This window comes from Streptomyces sp. NPDC048434 (assembly GCF_043200375.1).
In the GTDB taxonomy this organism is placed as follows: Bacteria; Actinomycetota; Actinomycetes; order Streptomycetales; family Streptomycetaceae; genus Streptomyces.
Genome location: NZ_JBICXQ010000002.1, coordinates 241,636 through 258,353, shown reverse-complemented (window position 1 = coordinate 258,353; position 16,718 = coordinate 241,636). Strand labels below are relative to the sequence as shown.

Sequence of the window (16,718 nt, the reverse complement as noted above, 5' to 3'; positions counted from 1 at the left end):
GATCGCTCCCCTTACTCCCGTTGTTCTGTACGGCCTGTGCGGTCTTTCGGTCCCCTGTTACTTCTTCGGCGCGTAGGTGACGGCCTTGACCGGGACCGTCACCTTGATTGGCTTGGCGGAGGCGAAGTGCAGCTCGATGCTCACCTTGTCGCCCTCGGCCGGCTTGTTCTTCAGGCCCATGAACATCAGGTGGTTGCCGCCGCGGCTCAGCCGGAGCTCGCCGCCCGCGGGTATCGCCAGCGAGTTGACCTGCTCCATCTTGGTGCCGACCGTCTTGTGGATCGTGATGTCCTTGGACAGGTCACTGGTGACTGAGGTCAGCTTGTCGGCGGTGCCGCCGCTGTTCTTGACGGTGAAGTACGCGCCGGCCATGTTCTGGTCGACCGGCTGCGGCATGTACGGGTCGGCGACCTTGAGCTGCGGGGCGCTGTCCGCGCCGCCGCAGCCCGCCAGCGCGAGACCGGCGGTGAGGGCGACGGCGGCGGCGAGGGTGGTGCGGCGGTTCACGGGTTCTGCCCCTTGACGATCTTCGGAAGTGCCTTGGTGTAGTTGTCGGAGGTCGCTTCCTGCATGCCCATCCAGTGGACCTTGTCGTCCTTGGGGGAGCTCAGCAGAACCTGTGCGCCGTGGGTGGAGACGACATCGCCGTTCTTCTTCTTGACCGGCTTCTCGATCCCGATGTTCACGCTGCGCGCGCCGGCCTGGATGGTGTCGAACTTGCCGGTCAGACCGGTGAAGTCCTTGTCGATGCCGCCGAGCCACTTCTTGAGCGCGGCCGGGGTGTCACGCTCGGGGTCGGAGGTGACGAAGACGACCCGCAGATCCTTCTGTTCGGCCCGGGGCAGCTGCTTCACCGCGACCGCGATGTTGGCCATGGTCAGCGGGCAGACGTCCGGGCAGTTGGTGTAGCCGAAGTAGATCAGCGTCGGGTGGCCCTTGGTCTTCTCCAGCAGGTCGTACTTCTTGCCGTCGGAGTCGGTCAGGACGAGGTCCGGCTTCTCCATCGGGCTGTCGAGCGTGACGATCGGCTTGGCGGCGGTGCCGCCGGAGACCTCGGCGGCGGGCTTGCCGTCGTCGCTGTTGCAGGCGGTCAGGCTGAAAGCCGCGGTCGCCGCGAGGGCGGACGCGAGCAGGGTCCTTCTGTGCATTGCAGATAAATCCCGTGTCGTGGAATCCCGTTTGTGCGGGAATGGGGTGGGTGGGCCGGCGCGGGAAGTGCGCCGGCCCAGCCGGTGATCAGGCGCTGCGGCGCCGGCCGGCGAACACGCCGAAGCCGACTCCGATGATGCCGACGACGATGCCGATGGCGCCCAGGATGCGCGCCGTGTTGTCACTTCCGGACGCGTCCGAGCTGGCAGCCGTGGTCTTCATGCCGGCCGTGGTGCCGCCCTTGGCGTCGGCGCCGGCGGCACCGTGGCCGTCCTCTTCGGCCGCGGCCAGCTTGAGGACCGGAGCCGGGTTCTCCGGCTCCGGGGCGCCCTCCTTCGTCGGCTCGATCCAGCGCACGACTTCCTTGTTGTCGTACGTCTGGAGAGCCTTGAAGACGAGCTGGTCGGTGTCCTTGGGCAGCTGTCCGACGGAGAGCGGGAACTGCTGGAACTGGCCGGGCTCAACGCCCTTGCCGTCGGCGGTCCAAGTGATCTTCGAGGGCGCCTCGTTGATCTTCTCGCCCTCCATCTCGATCGGCTTGGCGAGCTTGGTCTTGGTGACCGAGATCTTCCACCCGGGCACCGGCTGCGGCATCACGGACGCCAGCGGGTGGTCGGTCGGCAGCGTGACCTCCAGCTTCACCGTCGAGGCGTCGTCCTTCTCATTGGGCACCTTGAAGTTGACGGTCGCATAGCCGCCCTTGGCCGCCGTGCCCGTGGGCTGCACGCTCACGTGCGCGAAGGCCGGGCCGGCGAGCAGCAGCACACTGCCGGCCGCGGCGGCGCCCACGAGCGGCAGCCGCCGTGCGAGCCGGCGCGGGTGTGACGCGTCCGACTGCTGCTGCGACATCTTCGCCATCTTCGAATTCTTCGACATCGAAATGCACTCCACAGGGAGGAGAAAGGTGCTGGTGACGGTTTGGTGGCGCGCGTGCGGCGACGGCGCGTGAGCCCGTACCCGTCCTGTGGGAGCGTGCTTCGCGTCGTCAGGCCGCGAGGGCCAGGGACGGGGGCCCTCGCCTGACAACACTGTGGTGGAGTGCGAGGTTCTGCGGGCCGGGTTTGTCATCCCCGTACGAAACGGGAGCACGCAGCGCATCATCGTGCGCCGTTCCGAGGCCCGTGAGCAGGGCACCGACGAGGGCGAGCGCCCCGCGTACCGCGCCGACCAGTGTCTGCACCGCGATCTCGTACGCCGCCGGAGCCGACAGCCGGACCAGCCGCCACAGGGCCGCCTCGCCCCGCCGCAGCAGCCAGCCGACGGCGAGCGCGGCCAGCAGATGCCCCAGCAGCATGGGCAGCGACGACAGCGGACCGTGCATCATCGCGGCGCCGGCGGTGGTTGCGCCACCGGCCGTTCCGGACCCTGCCGGAGGGGCCATCCCGGCGGCGGAGGCCGTATCGAAGCCACCCGAACCGAGAATCCGGCGCGCCTCCGCGAGGCCTACCCGACCGGTGCCGAGCCCGCATGTCACATGCCGGGCAAGGAAGAGCGTCGCCCGGTCCGAAAGCCCGCCGTCGCCGGTGCCGGCGCCGCGCGCCATGGCGGGCATCGGGAGCTGGCCCCAGGCGAACAGCGCGTGCAGGGTGAGCTGCCCCACGGCAAGACCCGCGGCGATCCCCGGCAGCGAGCGCTCCCGCCCGGCCAGCGGTGCCGCGACCGCGAACACCGCGGCAGCCGCAACACCCAGCGTCCACAACGGGATGGTGGCGCACGAGGCGGCGATGTGCCCGCCCGCGGACAACACAACACAGACCGCGGTGAAGACCGCGGCCCTCAACAGCCGAAGATCGGCGGCTGCGCGCGCTGTGGAGGCGGGCGGTGGAGTCATGGCCGCGCCATCATCCCACTGGTCGGAGGCGCCGCCTACGGCAGGTCGGCACCGAGGGGGCGCCCTGCCGGGTGTCCAGGGAGGCCGACGGGGCGCGCGGCAGCGCATGGGCGGCGCTTCGCCTACACCGATGCGCTCGCTCTTCGCATCCGCCGAATGAGCGGTATCACGTCCCGGACATGCTTACGGACCTTGTGGCGCGGCAATAGGTATCGATATGTCGAGCGGCGGCCAGGAGGCTGGAGCGATGAGCATCTGGTGGTCACTCCATTTGCGGCGTGAGGCTGCGAGCGTGCCGCTGGCCCGTCGTCTGCTGCTGGGCACGATGGAGACGGCGGGCGTCGACCCGGACATCTGTTACGACCTTGCGGTGGCCCTCTCCGAAGCCTGCGCGAACGCCGTCGAGCACGGCGGCGACGCCGCCACCGAGGACTACCGCGTCACGGCCTTCATCGACGGCGACACCTGCCGCATCGAAGTCACCGACTCGGGCCCCGGGTTCCGCCACTGTCCCGCACCTCCCGCCCCACCGCATACCGCCGCGGACCGCGCCCTCCCGCCGGCCCCCGTGCCCACCCCCGCGCAGGCTCCCGCCTTTGCCGAGGACGGCCGGGGGCTCTTTCTGATCGAGGCCCTCACCGACCACGTCCGCTACCGCAACCGCACCGGCCGCCCCGGCGCGGTCGTGAGCTTCGACAAGATCCTCAAGTGGCGTGAGGGGGCGGCGCTTCCGATGGCGTCGTGACCGGTCCGGCGCGCGCGCCGGGCACGGCCTGGGCGGACGCGACCCCGCGCAGGCATGGCCGGGCAAGACGGCCGACACGGGCCACGGCATCGCTCACCGGGACACGTCCGGACCGCCGGGCCCCATGACCGCCGGGCCCTATGACCGCCGGCCCCATGACCGCCAGGAGTCTCCATGGGCACGGATGCCCGCGTACGCGACCGCAGGGCGCAGCGCTGGTCCGCGCTGCTGGCCCTGGCGGCCGCGGCCGCAGCGGCGCTGGTCCTGCTGGTGTTCGCGGGGCTCAGAAGCGTCGTCCTCCTGGGCGTGGGGCTGGCCGGACTCGCCGTCGCCGCGGCGGGCGCCTGGTGCGCGCTGACGCGGCGCGGACTCACCCGGGTTCTTGCGGGCACGCTGGCCGCCGCGGCCCCGGTCACCGTGCTCCTGCTCTACGCCTGGGCCGGTCTGTTGTGGGTGGTACTCGTCTCGTTCGCCCTGTGGGCACTGGCGGTCTCCGCCGGCGGAGCCGCGCTCCGCAGGGACACCCGGCCGGAGCGCACACCCGAAGTCCGGGCTGCGCCGCCCGAGCGCCCCTTCCTCCTCATGAATCCCCGCTCAGGGGGCGGGAAGGTGGGCATCTTCCACTTGAAGGAAAAAGCGGAGCAACTCGGTGCGGTCGTGCACCTGCTGGACACCGCCCACCACGAGGATGTGGTCGCGCTCGCGCGCAGCGCCGTGAACGAGGGCGCCGACCTCCTCGGCGTCGCCGGTGGGGACGGCACACAGGCCATGGTGGCCGGCGTGGCGGCGGAACACGGCATCCCGTTCATGGTGATCTCGGCCGGCACCCGCAACCACTTCGCACTCGACCTCGGCCTGGACCGGGACGATCCGTCGAGCTGCCTCGACGCCCTGACGGACGGGGTCGAACTCCGCGTCGACCTCGGCTTCATCAACGGGCGGGCCTTCGTCAACAACGCGTCTTTCGGGACGTACGCGGCTGTCGTACAGAGCCCCGACTACCGCGACGACAAGGTGCGGACCATCCTGGAGATGCTTCCGGACCTGCTGACGCACCAGCGCGGCCCGCGACTGGTCGTGCGTGCCGCGGGCACCGCCATCGACGCGCCCCAGGCGGTCCTCGTCAGCAACAACCCCTACCGCATGGGCGACCCGGCCGGATTGGGACGACGGGAAGTCCTGGATTCGGGCGTCCTCGGGGTCCTGGGTATCAAGGTCGACAACGCGGCGCAGGCGGCCGGAATCCTGCGGGGCAGGTACGGGCCGGGCCTCACCGCGCTGACCGCCGAGGAGGTCGTCGTCGACGCCGACGAGCCCGAGATCCAGGCCGGCGTCGACGGCGAGGCCCTCACCCTGCCGACCCCCGTCCGTTGCTGGATCCGGCCCCGGGCCCTCCGCGTCCGCGTGCCGCGGCACCGCCCGGGCGTACCGCAGTCGAAGCCCCCGATGAACTGGCGGCGGCTGCGAAGGCTCGCACTGGCGAGGGAACACCCCGCGGCAGGCAGCGGCGCCACTTAGCCGCGCTCCGGGGCCCTTTGCGTAGGACCCGCCCGAGAGCCACGAGGCCCGGATAAGAGCCGGCTGTGCGTGGAATGTGCGTGGAATGTGCGGCAGGGGAATTGTGCCGGTTGCTCATCGCTTTCTGAGAAAACCTCATGCGGTATTCATTGAACCCTCAGCGGTTTTGACCCTTCCTTGGCTTTGTGGCCGGTAATTTTTTCTTCGTCAGGCAGTCGCGGATCAGGAATCCGCGGCACATACGAAGATCGAGGAGAATCTCATGTCTTTCAAGAAGATTGCGCCGCTGCCCAAGCCCAAGAAGAAGCCGCTGCCGAAGCCCCCGAAGGGCCACGGTCACGGGCACTGCCACAAGCCCGCCCGGAAGCCGCTGCCGGGGCACGGCGAGCGCTGACCGGGCAAGCAGGAGGAGCTGCCGCTCCTGAGTGACCGGGGCGGCGCGAGGGCCGACGGCCGTGGGGGTCGTCGGCCCTCTCTCTTTGTATGCGTAACGCATTTCTCGCAGGGGTTTTGCACGACCCTGCTGTGAAAACCATATGCGCCGCCTTGGCAGGGCATATGAATGCGGCGAAGGGAGGGTTAATTCGGGGTGGTGGTGGCCGTGCCGGCCATTTTCCCGCCCCGAGCGGGCGGGGCGATTTCCGGACCGGTCGGCGGAGCGGTATTCCGGCCCCGGCATCGGAAGGAACCGGAGCGGCAGTAAGGACCGGAGCGGCTGGAGGTGCCGGGAGTAATGGGAGGGCTGAAAGGCATGGAAGAAGCGGTGGTGAAGGCGTTGGCGGCGGCAGGGGATCGGGTGGCGGCGGACAAGGTGGCGCGGCACACGGGCGCGCGCACCCTGGTCGCGGGCGTGGGAGGGGGCGGCCGTGGGCCTGCGGGAGAGTGACTTCGCGACGATGCGGTTGCGGCGGGTCCCCGCCGAGGCCGGGGTGGTGCCCGGACTCGTACGGGGGCGGCACCGGCGCCACGGCACTGATGCCTACGGCGAGGACGACGGCCACGGAACGTCCCGGGCCACCACCACGGGCGCCACCTCAGCCATCCCCGTCACCACACCCACCACACCCACCACCACCACACCCGCCATCCCGGCCGGCACCGCATTCCGTCGCTTCTGGCCGATGAGCAAGGGGCTGCGCGGCCGACTGGTGCTCATCTGCCTCTGTGTCATCGTCGCCGCGCTCGCCGAGACCGCCGCGATCCTGCTCTTCAGCGACCTCACCGACCATGCCCTGCAGCGCGGCTCGCTCGACGCGTTCTGGGCGCCGGCCGCACAGTGGCTCGGGGTGGCCGTGGCCGGCGCGGCCGTCGGCTATGCCGGCAACTCCCTCGCCGTCTGGGTCTCGGAACGGTTCGTGATGCGGCTGCGCGCACAGGTCTTCGACCACGTCCAGCGGATGCCGCCGCACTTCTTCCAGCGGCACCGCCAGGGCGATCTGGTCGCCCGGCTCACCGGCGATGTCGAGGCCATCGAGCAGATGGTGGTCTCCGGCGCGGTCGGCGCGGTCTCCTCGGCGTTCAGCGCGGTCTTCTACGCCGTCGCCGCCCTCTGGCTGCGCTGGGACCTGGCGGTGGCCACCTTCGTCCTCGCGCCGCTGTTCTGGCTGGCCGCCCGGCGTTTCTCCGGCCGCATCAGGACCGCGTCGCGCCAGGAGCGGGTGGCCGACGGCGCCATCACCTCCGTCGTCGAGGAGTCGCTCGGCAATGTCGTCCTCACCCAGGCATACGGCCGGGAGGGGGCGGAGCGGGCGCGGCTGGACCGTGAGGCCCGCGCCTGGTTCACCGCCTCGGTCCGCGGCGCCCGGCTGAGCGAGCTGTACGAGCGGCTGGTCGAGGTCATCGAGACGGTGTGTGTGCTGAGCGTGATCGGGCTGGGCGCCTGGGAGATCTCCGCGGACCGGATGACGCTCGGTCAACTGCTGGCGTTCGCCGCGTTCCTGGGCTATCTGTATCCGCCGGTCCGGGATCTGGGCCAGCTCGGCCTCACGGTCACCGCGGCGACGGCGGGGGCCGAGCGGCTCATCGAGATACTGGACGCGCGCCCGTCGGTGGGAGATCCGGCGCCGGGGCCGACGGTGCCGACAGGGCCGACGACTCCGGTCTCGCCCCCACTGCCCCCGGCCCCGTCGCCGGCGGACACAGTGCCCCTCCCCGCGCAGCCGGCACCGGGCGTCGCACCGCCGGCACCGGGCGCCGTACCGCTGCCACCGGGCGCCATGCCGCCGCCATCCGGCGCCATGCCGCCGCCCCCGCAACTCACCCTCCCCACACCCCCGCTACGGCCCGCCCAGGGGGCCCCGGGCACCGTGCAGTTCCACGACGTCGGCTTCCGCTACCCCGGTGCGGATGCGGTGGCCGGGCCCGCCCTGTCCCGGATGGCGTTCACCGCCCGGCCGGGAGAGCTGCTGCTCGTCACCGGACCCAGTGGCGCGGGCAAATCCACCGTCGCCAAACTGCTGTTGCGCTTCTACGACCCGGACTCCGGCACCGTGACGCTGGACGGCGTGCCGCTGCGGGACCTCCCGCTGTCCCGGCTGCGGGAGCGGGTGACGCTGCTGCCGCAGGAGACGCTCATGCTGCACGACACCATCCGCGCGAACATCGCCTGCGGCCGCCCGGGCGCGAGCGACCAGGAGATCGCCGAGGCCGCGCGGGCCGCCGACGCGGACGCGTTCATCCGCGCACTGCCCGACGGGTACGACACCGGGATCGATCCCCACTCGGCCCGTCTGTCGGGCGGTCAGCTCCAACGGCTGGCCATCGCCCGGGCCATGCTGCGCGATGCGCCGGTCCTCGTCCTGGACGAGCCGACGACCGGTCTGGACGCGCTCGCCGCGCGCCGTATCGTCCAGCCGCTGCGCAGACTGATGCGCGGCCGCACCACCATCATGATCACGCACGATCTCAATCTCGCGCCCGACGCCGACCGCATCCTCGTCCTGGACGGCGGCCGGATCGTGGAGGCCGGGCGGCACGAGGAGTTGCTGTCCCGCGCGGGCGGGGCGTACTCCCGGCTGCACCGGTCGCAGAACAACGCGGTCATGGACACCGGCGAGTTGCGGCTGCCGCTGTCCGACGACGGACGACCGCTGTTCCGCGACGAGGCGTGGCTGCCCGGGAGCGACCGCCGAGGGTGAGCGCCGCACGGTCCCCGGGCGGCGGCCGTGTGCGGGATGTCCGCGTATGAGGTGTCAATCCGGGCTAACATCAGCAGTCGGAAAACTGGCTGGAAATCGCCCTTTGCGGAAGCTGGTCAGCGCGGTCTCGCGGTGAGAGAACCTCCCCCGCGGCGTCCCCTGTCCTGCGAGACCAGCGCCCACCACGATTAACGCGAAGTTGCTCGCGTTAACCTTTCCCGGACAATACTTGGCGTGAACCCGCACTGCAATACGGAGCCGTCGTGACGACAGCGCACCATGCCCCGGGCGAGACCAGGCCCGGCGGTCGCACCGCCCGCACCCGCCAAGCCGTATTGACCGCCGTATTCGAGGAGTTGGGCGAGGGCGGCTTCGCCGAGCTGACCATGGAGAAGGTCGCGCAACGCTCGGGAATTCATGTCGCGACGCTCTACCGTCGCTGGCGCTGCACCGAGGGTCTGGTGTGCGACCTGCTGACCGATCTGAGTGCCGAGGTGCCGCTGCCGGACTCCGGCACCCTGCCCGGGGATCTGCAGGCGCTGGCCTGCTCGATAGCCGCCTTCTACGGGGAGGCGCGGATGCGCCGGCTGATCGAGGCGGTGGTTTCCGCCGCGGCCCGTGACCCACAGGCGGCGGCGGTGCTGCGGACCTTCTTCGGCGAACGGCTGGCGCTGGCGGGCCGGATGGTGGAGCGGGCCGTCGGCCGCGGCGAACTGCCCACGGACACGGACCCGGAGAAGGTGATGTCGGCGCTCGGCGCGCCCTTCTACTACCGGATTCTGATCGCCCGTCGCCCTGTCGACCGGGACGTCGCCGAATCCGCCGCCACCGCTGTCTGGGCGGCATCCCGGGCCGGCGCGTATGTGCGCACGGACGACGGTCCGGCTGTGTGCACGGAGGTCGACGGTCCGGCTGTGCGTACGGAGGTCGACGGTCCGGCTGTGCGTACGGAGGTCGACGGTCCGGCTGTGCGCACGGAGGCCGACGGTCCGGCGAACGGCACGCCTCCCGGCGGCAGCTGAGCCACCGGGAGACGTACCGACGGTGCAACGGGCGCCGCGCGCCCGGCAGTCCCGCCCTGTGCGGCGGTCACCGTGCGGCCGGGCACTCCCGCCACCTGTGGCGGGCGCCGCAACCGCCGGCAGACCCGCCGTACACCGCCCGCTACTTGCCGAGCAGTCCCGCCATCCAGGTCTCGACCTCGTCGGACCGCCGCGGCAGCCCGGCCGACAGGTTCCGGTTGCCGTCGTCCGTCACGAGGATGTCGTCCTCGATCCGGACGCCGATACCGCGGTACTCCTCGGGCACCGTCAGATCGTCCGACTGGAAGTACAGACCGGGCTCGACGGTCAGCACCATGCCGGGCTCCAGCGTGCCGTTGACGTAGTTCTCGGTGCGGGCCGCGGCGCAGTCGTGGACGTCCAGGCCGAGCATGTGGCCGGTGCCGTGCAGGGTCCAGCGGCGCTGCAGCCCCAGCTCCAGCACCCGCTCGACCGGGCCCTCGACCAGACCCCACTCGACCAGCTTCTCGGTGAGCACCTGCTGCGCCGCGTCGTGGAAGTCGCGGTAGGCCGCGCCCGGCTTGACCGCCGCGATGCCCGCCTCCTGGGCCTCGTACACCGCGTCGTAGATCGTGCGCTGGAGGTCGGTGTAGCGGCCGTTGACCGGCAGGGTGCGGGTGACGTCCGCGGTGTAGAGGCTGGTGGTCTCCACACCGGCGTCCAGGAGCAGCAGATCGCCGGAGCGCACCGCGCCGTCGTTGCGGACCCAGTGCAGGGTGGTGGCGTGCGGCCCCGCGGCGCAGATCGAGCCGTAGCCGACGTCGTTGCCCTCGACGCGGGCGCGCAGGAAGAACGTGCCCTCGATGTAGCGCTCGCTGGTCGCCTCGGCCTTGTCCAGGACCTTCACGACGTCCTCGAAGCCGCGCACCGTCGAGTCGACGGCCTTCTGCAGCTCGCCGATCTCGAACGCGTCCTTGACCGCGCGGGCCTCGGAGAGGTGCACCCGCAGCTCTTCGTCGCGCTCGGCGGTGACCTTGTCGGTCAGCGCGGCCTCGATACCGGCGTCATGGCCGCGCACGACGCGGACCGGGCCGGTGGCCTCCTTGAGCGCGCCGGCCAGCTCGCGTACGTCGTTGCAGGGGACGCCGAGCAGTGCCTCGGCCTCGCTGAGGCTGTGGCGCCGGCCGACCCACAGCTCGCCCATGCCGTTCAGCCAGAACTCGCCGTTCTCCCGGTTGGAGCGGGGCAGCCGGTGGACCGTCGCCTCGTGGCCGTCCTTCGTGGGCTCCAGGACCAGGACGCTGTCGTCGGTCTGGTCGCCGGTGAGGTAGACGTACTCCGTCGAGGCACGGAAGTCGTACTCGGTGTCGTTGGAGCGGGTCTTCAGGTTGCCCGCCGGGATCACCAGACGCTCGCCGGGGAAGCGCGCGGACAGCGCGGCGCGGCGGCGGGCGGCGTTCGGGGCCTGCTCGATCGGCCGCAGGTCATGCAGCTCGGTGTCGGCCCAGCCGCCCTTCATGTTCTCCGCGAGCTCATCCGAGACGCCCGGGTAAAGGCCGTTCTTGCGCTGCTTGATCGGCTGCTCGTCCTCGTCCGGGGTCTCCGGCGTGAGCTCGTCGGTCACAATGCCTCCTTTTAAGACTGAACCGCCTTCCATCGTATGTGCGGATCGAAAGCGGTCCAGAGGCAAAAAGGTGTGACCTCTGCGGTACGACGGCCTGAGGACGCACGGCGCCCACCGGGGGCGGACGGGTGGCGTACGAAGACGGCCCGGCCGGCGGCCCCGGTGTACGCCCCGGCGCGCGGCGGTGCGCCCGCCGTACGGCGCGTGGCGCGTGCAGGTCCGGTCCGGCCGGCCCTACTCCTCGAAGTACGCCGCGAGCAGCACCACGTCCTCCTCCGACGACGGATCGTCCAGGCCCTGCGGCAGCATCGTGCGCACGATGTGGTCGACGACCGCCTCCGGATCATGGCGGATCGCCCTGGGGACGCCCGCGGCGGCCGCGTGCAGCCGGGTGAAGGCGCGGTCCATGGGCTCGCCGGTCCGGTGCAGCAGTCCGTCGCTGTAGAGCAGCAGGGTCTCGCCGCCGGCCGGTTCGATCTCCACGCTCGGCGCTTCCCAGCAGGCCAGCATGCCCAGCGGCGCGGACAGTGAGGTCTCCACGAACTCCGTCCGCAGCTCGCCGAGGATCAGCGGCGGGCAGTGGCCGGCCCCGGCCAGCACCAGCTTGCGGGCGAAGGGGTCGGTGATGCCGCCCGGCATCAGCGTCGCGGGAGGTCCGCCCGGTGCGCCGGGCGGTGGCTCGGTGAAGGCGAACAGCGCGGTGGCGCTGCGGGCCGGCTCGGTCAGCCGGAGCAGCAGTTCGAGGTCGGAGAGGACCGCGACCGGATCCTCGCCCTCCATGACGGCGTAGGCGCGCAGGGACGCCCGTAGCCGCCCCATGGCCGCCACCGCGCTCGGCCCGGAGCCGGTCACCGAACCGACGGCCAGGCCCAGCGCACCGTCGGGCAGCGGCAGCGCGTCGTACCAGTCGCCGCCGCCGCGCGGCCCGGTGCTGTGCCGCACCGCGAGGCGTACGCCGGGGATCCGCGGCAGCCGGTGGGGCAGCAGCTCCTCGCGGAGCGTCCGGGTGGCCTGCCGGCTGCGGTGGAGTTCGAGGAGACAGGCGAGGTGCTCGGCGGCGTGTGCGCGGTAGAGGCCGACGAGGTGGCGCTGGCGTTCGGTGGGCTCGGCCGGTTCGTCGTAGAGCCAGACCACGGCGCCGGTCCTGCCGAGGGGTTCGGCGGAGAGCGGGACCGCGTAGCTGGCGGCGTACCCGAGACGGGCGGCGACCTCGCGTAGGCGGGGGTCGAGGTCCTTCTCACCGGGGATGTCGGGTTCGGCGATCTCGGTGCAGGGGCCCGCCGACGCTTCGTGGCGGGGGCCGGGTGCACGGCCCTCGCCACGCGTCTCGCGGCAGGTGTCGTCGAGCGGGTCGGTCCGGGTGTCGTCGCCGGTGGCCCGCTCCGGGAGGCCGTCCAGTATCCGCGCGTACGACAGGGCGCGGCGCGGGATGGTCTCGATGTGACCGATCTCGGCGTGGCCGAGGCCGAGGCCGACGGTGGTCTCCGGGCCGAGGCCGTCGGACGGGGCGAGGACGACCAGCCCGCGGCGCGCGCCGACCAGGGAGGCTCCGGCGCGCAGCAGCTCGTGGAGGGCGTCCTCCAACGTACGGGTGCGCGCGAGCCGTTCGGTCAGGTCGTGCAGGGTGCTGAGGTCCGAGATCCAGCCGGCCAGCCGGTCCTGGACGGCGGCGAGTTGGTCGACGACGGAGATGTCGGGAGCACCGGGTGCGCCCTCGGGTGCGGCGCCCCGGGGGGCGCCCTGAGGGGCCTCGGACGCCCCGTTTGACGAGGCGTCCGACGGGGTGCCGACGGCGGGGTCGGCGGGGGTTTTCGGCCCGCGCGGGTCGACAGTGTGCGCGGGGGAGGGAAGGGCTGGCTCGATTCCAGCCACTTTCGGCACGTGAGGGGTGGTCATGGCCTACGGCTCTCGTCGTGCCAGGCATTGCCCCTGGTCAGGCCGCTTTTTGGTAGGGAGTGCGGCATTTTGTTGAGTGATGTTGTGCGGTACGGGTGGCCGCTCAATTTCCTCAATAGCATCGCAAACCCCCATGTCATGCTGCTCCGCTATTAATGCCTCCACATGTACACGTAGCAGCGATGTGATGTCCAGCATTGTCCCCATGGGGTTTGTGGTGTCAACGAGGTCGGTAGATTGGCCTGAAAAAAGCCCCCCGAGCGTCAATTTGAGGTCGACTGGCGGCGATCAGCAGCGCGTCATCACCACAGTGGCGGGTACGTACTCGGAAAGGTGCGGAGTCAGTTGGCACCGCACCGGAACTCTCCGGCGGGCACCGGCGTCTAACATGCCGACGACCACGACGCACTCCCAAGCGGCGGGGGCTGCACCACGGAAGCGCAAGCGCCATACGCACGCCACCCCTCGCCATGCTTCACGCTCGGCGTACGACGTGATGCGCTGCCTTGTACACGCGGTGACCAGTGATCCACGTGGCGTGATCGATGCGCGATCGACCCCGGGTTCCATGGCCGGGCCGCAGGACACGCCCCACGGCACGAAGCGGCACGGCGCGAAACGATGGTGAACCGGACATGTAGAGCCATGCAGTGCGATGGACAAAGCCCTCGGCGTTAACGGAAAGGAACGAGCGCTCATGCGCGAGATCCTCGGAAGGCGACGCAAGCCCCTGTTCCGGCGCGGAAAGTCGGCGCAGCTCGGTGCGGCGCTCCACTACGCCACCGAGTGGCAGTGGCCGGTACTTCCCGGTGTGGGATTCGGATCCGGCGGCCGCCAGCCGGCCGGCGCCCGGCTCGGCCTCGGCGAACGGATCACTCGCCGGTGCAGCTGCCCGGACCCCGACTGTGTGGTGCCCGGCGCGCACCCCTTCGACCCCGGACTGCTGGCGGCCACCACCGATGGCCGGATGGTGCGGTGGTGGTGGACGAACCGCCCCGATGCCCCGGTCGTGCTGGCCACCGGCGGCCGTGCGCCCTGCGCGGTGAGCCTGCCCGCCGTCGCCGGGGCCCATGCCTTGGCGGCCCTGGACCACTTCGGCGTACGCCTCGGCCCCGTGGTGGCCACGCCCACCCGCTGGTCGCTGCTCGTATCGCCGTACGACCTCCCGGAGTTGGGCGAGCTGCTGCACTCCCAGGACTGGGTGCCCAGCTCGCTGCGGTTCCACGGCGAGGGCGGCTATGTGGTGCTCCCGCCCTCCCAGATCGGTGCCGGCCGGGTCCGCTGGGAGCGGCCGCCGGCCGTCACCCCGGCCGCGCCCTGGCTCCCGAAGGTGGCCACGATCGTGGACGCACTGGTCACGGCGAGCACCGGCACCCCCGACGGCGGCAGCCGGCTCGCGTACTGACGCTCGCGCATGCCCTGGGCGCCCGATGTGTGCTCGGGCGCCCTCGTTGTGTGCGGGATGCCGGCCGCGGGGGTGGCGCTGTCGTGGGTGGTGTCTGTCGCGGGTGGGTGTCTGTCGCGCGTGAGGTGCCCGTTGCGCGTGGGTACTTGTCCCGCCTGGGCCCGTTCCGCCTGGGCCCGTTCCGCCTGGGCCCGTCCTGCCCGGGTGCCTGCCGTACACAGGCGCCGTCCCAGGTGATCGGCGGATCCTCGCTGGATGCCGGCGGACGATCAGCGGTGGAGTGGACGGATGGCTGACGGACAGATGGCTGGCGGACGGGTGGCTGAGGGACGGGCGGCGGCCGGACGGCGGACGGTTGGCCGGCGGACGGGCGGAAACTCCCCGCGGCGGATCACCCGTACGGGTGTGACCTGCCCCGATCTCTCGGGGAAACGGGCGTCCGGGTGCCCTGGTGCACCCCCGCCGGCCGATAGGTTCGGCCCACCGTCAAGCCGTCGTCAGCGGCATCTCAAGTGCAGGTGGGGCCCATGCAGCGTGCGCAGAAAATCCGCATGATCGGGCTCGCCGGCGCGGCGCTGCTCGCCATCGCCGTGCCGCTGGGGGCCGCGATGGCCGGCCCGGCCGGCACCGCGGCTCCGGGAACGGGTCCCGGGGAGGCAGCCAAGGCCGAAAACAGCTCTACGGAGGACAAGGGAGGCCGGGGCGAGAGCGGTACCAAGCCAGGCAGTATGCCCCTCGCCGCCGTCGGCTCCACCCTCGGCTCCACGGGGTCACCCGGCTCCTCCGACCGCCCGGCCCTGCCGCACCTCTCCGGCCGCACCTCCCGCTGCGGCCCCGAACTCACCGCCCCCCAGGGCATCGAGGCCCAGACCTGCGTGCTTGCCGAGGACGGTCTGACCTGGGGGCGTACGTACTACCGCAACCGCACCGGCGACCGGCTGCGCGCCGTACTGACGCTGCTGCGGCCGGACGACAGGACCGTCCAGGTGAACTGCGAGGTGCCGGCGGGCGGCGCACCGGGCGTGTGCGAGACGCCGTCCGCCCCGACCGTGCACAGGAGCCGGCTGCCGTACACCGCGGTGGCGGAGATCGCCGATGCGTCGGGGGAGCGGCTGCTGCTGCGGTCCGGCAGCAACTCGTCTGCGGGAGAGAGCGGTTCGGACCACTGAGGGGGTCGGGGCCGCCGAGGTCCGGCCGAGCCAAGCGGAATGCCTGGTTCCGGACATGGAAGCGCCCGGTCGCTGGCGACGGGGGATGCACCAGCGACCGGGCTTTTAGAACCGTAACAAGAGATCGGCGGTTCGCAAATTCGATCGTGGATTTCCGGACGCCTATTTACCGGCAGGTACGGGGAGTTGTGACAGGCGTCACGCCTGGGGTCCTCCGGGGCGTCCGGTCCGCACGGTCGAGGGGCGGCACGGTCAGCTCAGGGTGACCTGACGGTTGGTGAGCCCGCCGCGTGCCCGGCGCTCCTCGGGGGTCAGCGGGGTGTCCTTCGCCAGGGCCTCGGCCAGCCGCTCGGCGAACGCCGCGGCCGGCTTGGCGACCTCGTCGGCGCCCATCTCCGAGGGCAGGTCCCAGACCGGGACGACCAGGCCGTGGGCGCGGAACGAGCCCACCAGACGGGTGCCTTCACCGAGCGAGGTGGCGCCTGCCGCGTGCAGCCGGGCGAGCGCGTCCAGCAGCTGCTCCTCGGGGTGTGCGGTGACCCAGCGCAGATGGTTCTTGTCCGGGGCCTCGCACCAGTACGCGCCCTCCAGGCCGGGGATCCGGGCGGTCGGGATGGCCGCCGCGTTGGCCCGCTCCAGAGAGGCGGCGACCTCGCCGGTGGCGTTCTCGGCGTTCCCCACCCAGAACTCGAAGCCGGTGTGGACGGTCGGCTCGAACGCCGCGTCCGGGTCGAGCAGATCCTGCAGCCGCGGGCCCTCGGCGGTGTTCCGCTCGGCGGCGACCGGGTTGCCGGGTTCCGTGGCCAGCGCGCGCTGCAGGGTGTCCGCGAGGTCGCGGCTGAGGTCGCCGGAGGCGGTGTCGTTCTGCAGGCCGAGCAGCACCGCGCCGTTGTCGCGGCGCAGCGCGGGCCACGCCATCGGCAGCACGGTCGCCAGCGTCACGGACGGGACGCCCTCGGGCAGCCCGCCCTTCAGCGTCAATTCGGCGGTGGCGGCGGGCACCAGCTCGCGCATGGCCACCCAGTCGCACTCACCGGGCAGACCCTCGAACGGGCGCTGCACGAGCTCGGTGGCGGCGTGTGCCGCCTGTCGCCCGTGACAGGCCTTGTACCGGCGGCCGGAGCCGCACGGGCAGGGCTCACGAGCGCCGACGACCGGCACCTCGCCGTCCTTGATCTGCGATGCTGCGGCCTGGGGCTGGGGACGGCGCTTCTTGGCCATGGCGACGGAGTCTCCTGGTCGA

The 16,718-nt window shown here is 71.7% G+C and carries 14 protein-coding genes; 7 read left to right on the top strand and 7 right to left on the bottom strand.

The window, feature by feature from the left end; all coding sequences use genetic code 11:
• Positions 1-57 precede the first annotated feature (57 nt).
• From ACGFWI_RS03485 to ACGFWI_RS03470, 4 genes are all read right to left on the bottom strand, one after another.
• A complete protein-coding gene (locus tag ACGFWI_RS03485) occupies positions 58-507 on the bottom strand; it encodes a copper chaperone PCu(A)C (RefSeq protein ID WP_393904221.1) in 450 nt (149 codons plus the stop codon).
• Positions 504-1,148: an SCO family protein gene (locus ACGFWI_RS03480; protein ID WP_393904220.1), complete on the bottom strand. Its 645-nt coding sequence runs from the start codon at positions 1,146-1,148 to the stop codon at positions 504-506. The genes ACGFWI_RS03485 and ACGFWI_RS03480 overlap by 4 nt, the downstream gene beginning before the upstream one ends.
• Before the next feature lie 88 nt (positions 1,149-1,236).
• A complete protein-coding gene (locus ACGFWI_RS03475) occupies positions 1,237-2,025 on the bottom strand; it encodes a YcnI family protein (RefSeq protein WP_393904219.1) in 789 nt (262 codons plus the stop codon).
• Positions 2,026-2,134: 109 nt separating this feature from the next.
• Entirely contained in the window at positions 2,135-2,980 is an 846-nt protein-coding gene (locus ACGFWI_RS03470) for a hypothetical protein (protein ID WP_393904218.1), read from the bottom strand.
• Between the two features lie 247 nt (positions 2,981-3,227).
• Between ACGFWI_RS03470 and ACGFWI_RS03465 the strand changes: the two genes are divergently transcribed.
• The 5 genes from ACGFWI_RS03465 to ACGFWI_RS03445 all read left to right on the top strand — a co-directional run bounded on the left by ACGFWI_RS03465 (position 3,228) and on the right by ACGFWI_RS03445 (position 9,402).
• Positions 3,228-3,725, top strand: a complete 498-nt coding sequence (locus tag ACGFWI_RS03465) for an ATP-binding protein (RefSeq protein ID WP_328385627.1) — start codon at positions 3,228-3,230, stop codon at positions 3,723-3,725.
• A 174-nt stretch (positions 3,726-3,899) separates the two neighbouring features.
• Positions 3,900-5,243 carry a diacylglycerol/lipid kinase family protein gene (locus ACGFWI_RS03460; RefSeq protein ID WP_393904217.1) on the top strand — a complete coding sequence of 448 codons (1,344 nt, stop codon included), beginning with the start codon at positions 3,900-3,902 and terminating at the stop codon, positions 5,241-5,243.
• 262 nt (positions 5,244-5,505) lie between these two features.
• Positions 5,506-5,637 carry a hypothetical protein gene (locus ACGFWI_RS03455; protein WP_393904216.1) on the top strand — a complete coding sequence of 44 codons (132 nt, stop codon included), beginning with the start codon at positions 5,506-5,508 and terminating at the stop codon, positions 5,635-5,637.
• 727 nt (positions 5,638-6,364) lie between these two features.
• The gene (locus ACGFWI_RS03450) at positions 6,365-8,380 is read left to right on the top strand and encodes an ABC transporter ATP-binding protein (protein ID WP_393904360.1); all 2,016 of its coding nucleotides are present in this window, start codon (positions 6,365-6,367) and stop codon (positions 8,378-8,380) included.
• 263 nt (positions 8,381-8,643) lie between these two features.
• Positions 8,644-9,402 carry a TetR/AcrR family transcriptional regulator gene (locus ACGFWI_RS03445; protein WP_393904215.1) on the top strand — a complete coding sequence of 253 codons (759 nt, stop codon included), beginning with the start codon at positions 8,644-8,646 and terminating at the stop codon, positions 9,400-9,402.
• Positions 9,403-9,544: 142 nt separating this feature from the next.
• Here the strand turns inward: ACGFWI_RS03445 and ACGFWI_RS03440 are convergent, their stop codons facing one another.
• Positions 9,545-11,005, bottom strand: a complete 1,461-nt coding sequence (locus tag ACGFWI_RS03440; protein WP_393904214.1) for an aminopeptidase P family protein — start codon at positions 11,003-11,005, stop codon at positions 9,545-9,547.
• A 234-nt stretch (positions 11,006-11,239) separates the two neighbouring features.
• Positions 11,240-12,877, bottom strand: a complete 1,638-nt coding sequence (locus ACGFWI_RS03435; protein ID WP_393904213.1) for a PP2C family protein-serine/threonine phosphatase — start codon at positions 12,875-12,877, stop codon at positions 11,240-11,242.
• Positions 12,878-13,598: 721 nt separating this feature from the next.
• On the opposite strand from ACGFWI_RS03435, the gene ACGFWI_RS03430 reads away from it, so the two are divergent.
• Positions 13,599-14,306, top strand: coding sequence for a bifunctional DNA primase/polymerase (locus tag ACGFWI_RS03430; protein WP_393904212.1), 708 nt, complete (start codon positions 13,599-13,601; stop codon positions 14,304-14,306).
• A gap of 527 nt (positions 14,307-14,833) precedes the next feature.
• Positions 14,834-15,475, top strand: a complete 642-nt coding sequence (locus ACGFWI_RS03425; protein WP_393904211.1) for a hypothetical protein — start codon at positions 14,834-14,836, stop codon at positions 15,473-15,475.
• 252 nt (positions 15,476-15,727) lie between these two features.
• On the opposite strand, the gene ACGFWI_RS03420 is transcribed toward ACGFWI_RS03425, so the two are convergent.
• Positions 15,728-16,696, bottom strand: a complete 969-nt coding sequence (locus tag ACGFWI_RS03420) for a DUF5926 family protein (RefSeq protein ID WP_393904210.1) — start codon at positions 16,694-16,696, stop codon at positions 15,728-15,730.
• Positions 16,697-16,718: the final 22 nt, after the last annotated feature.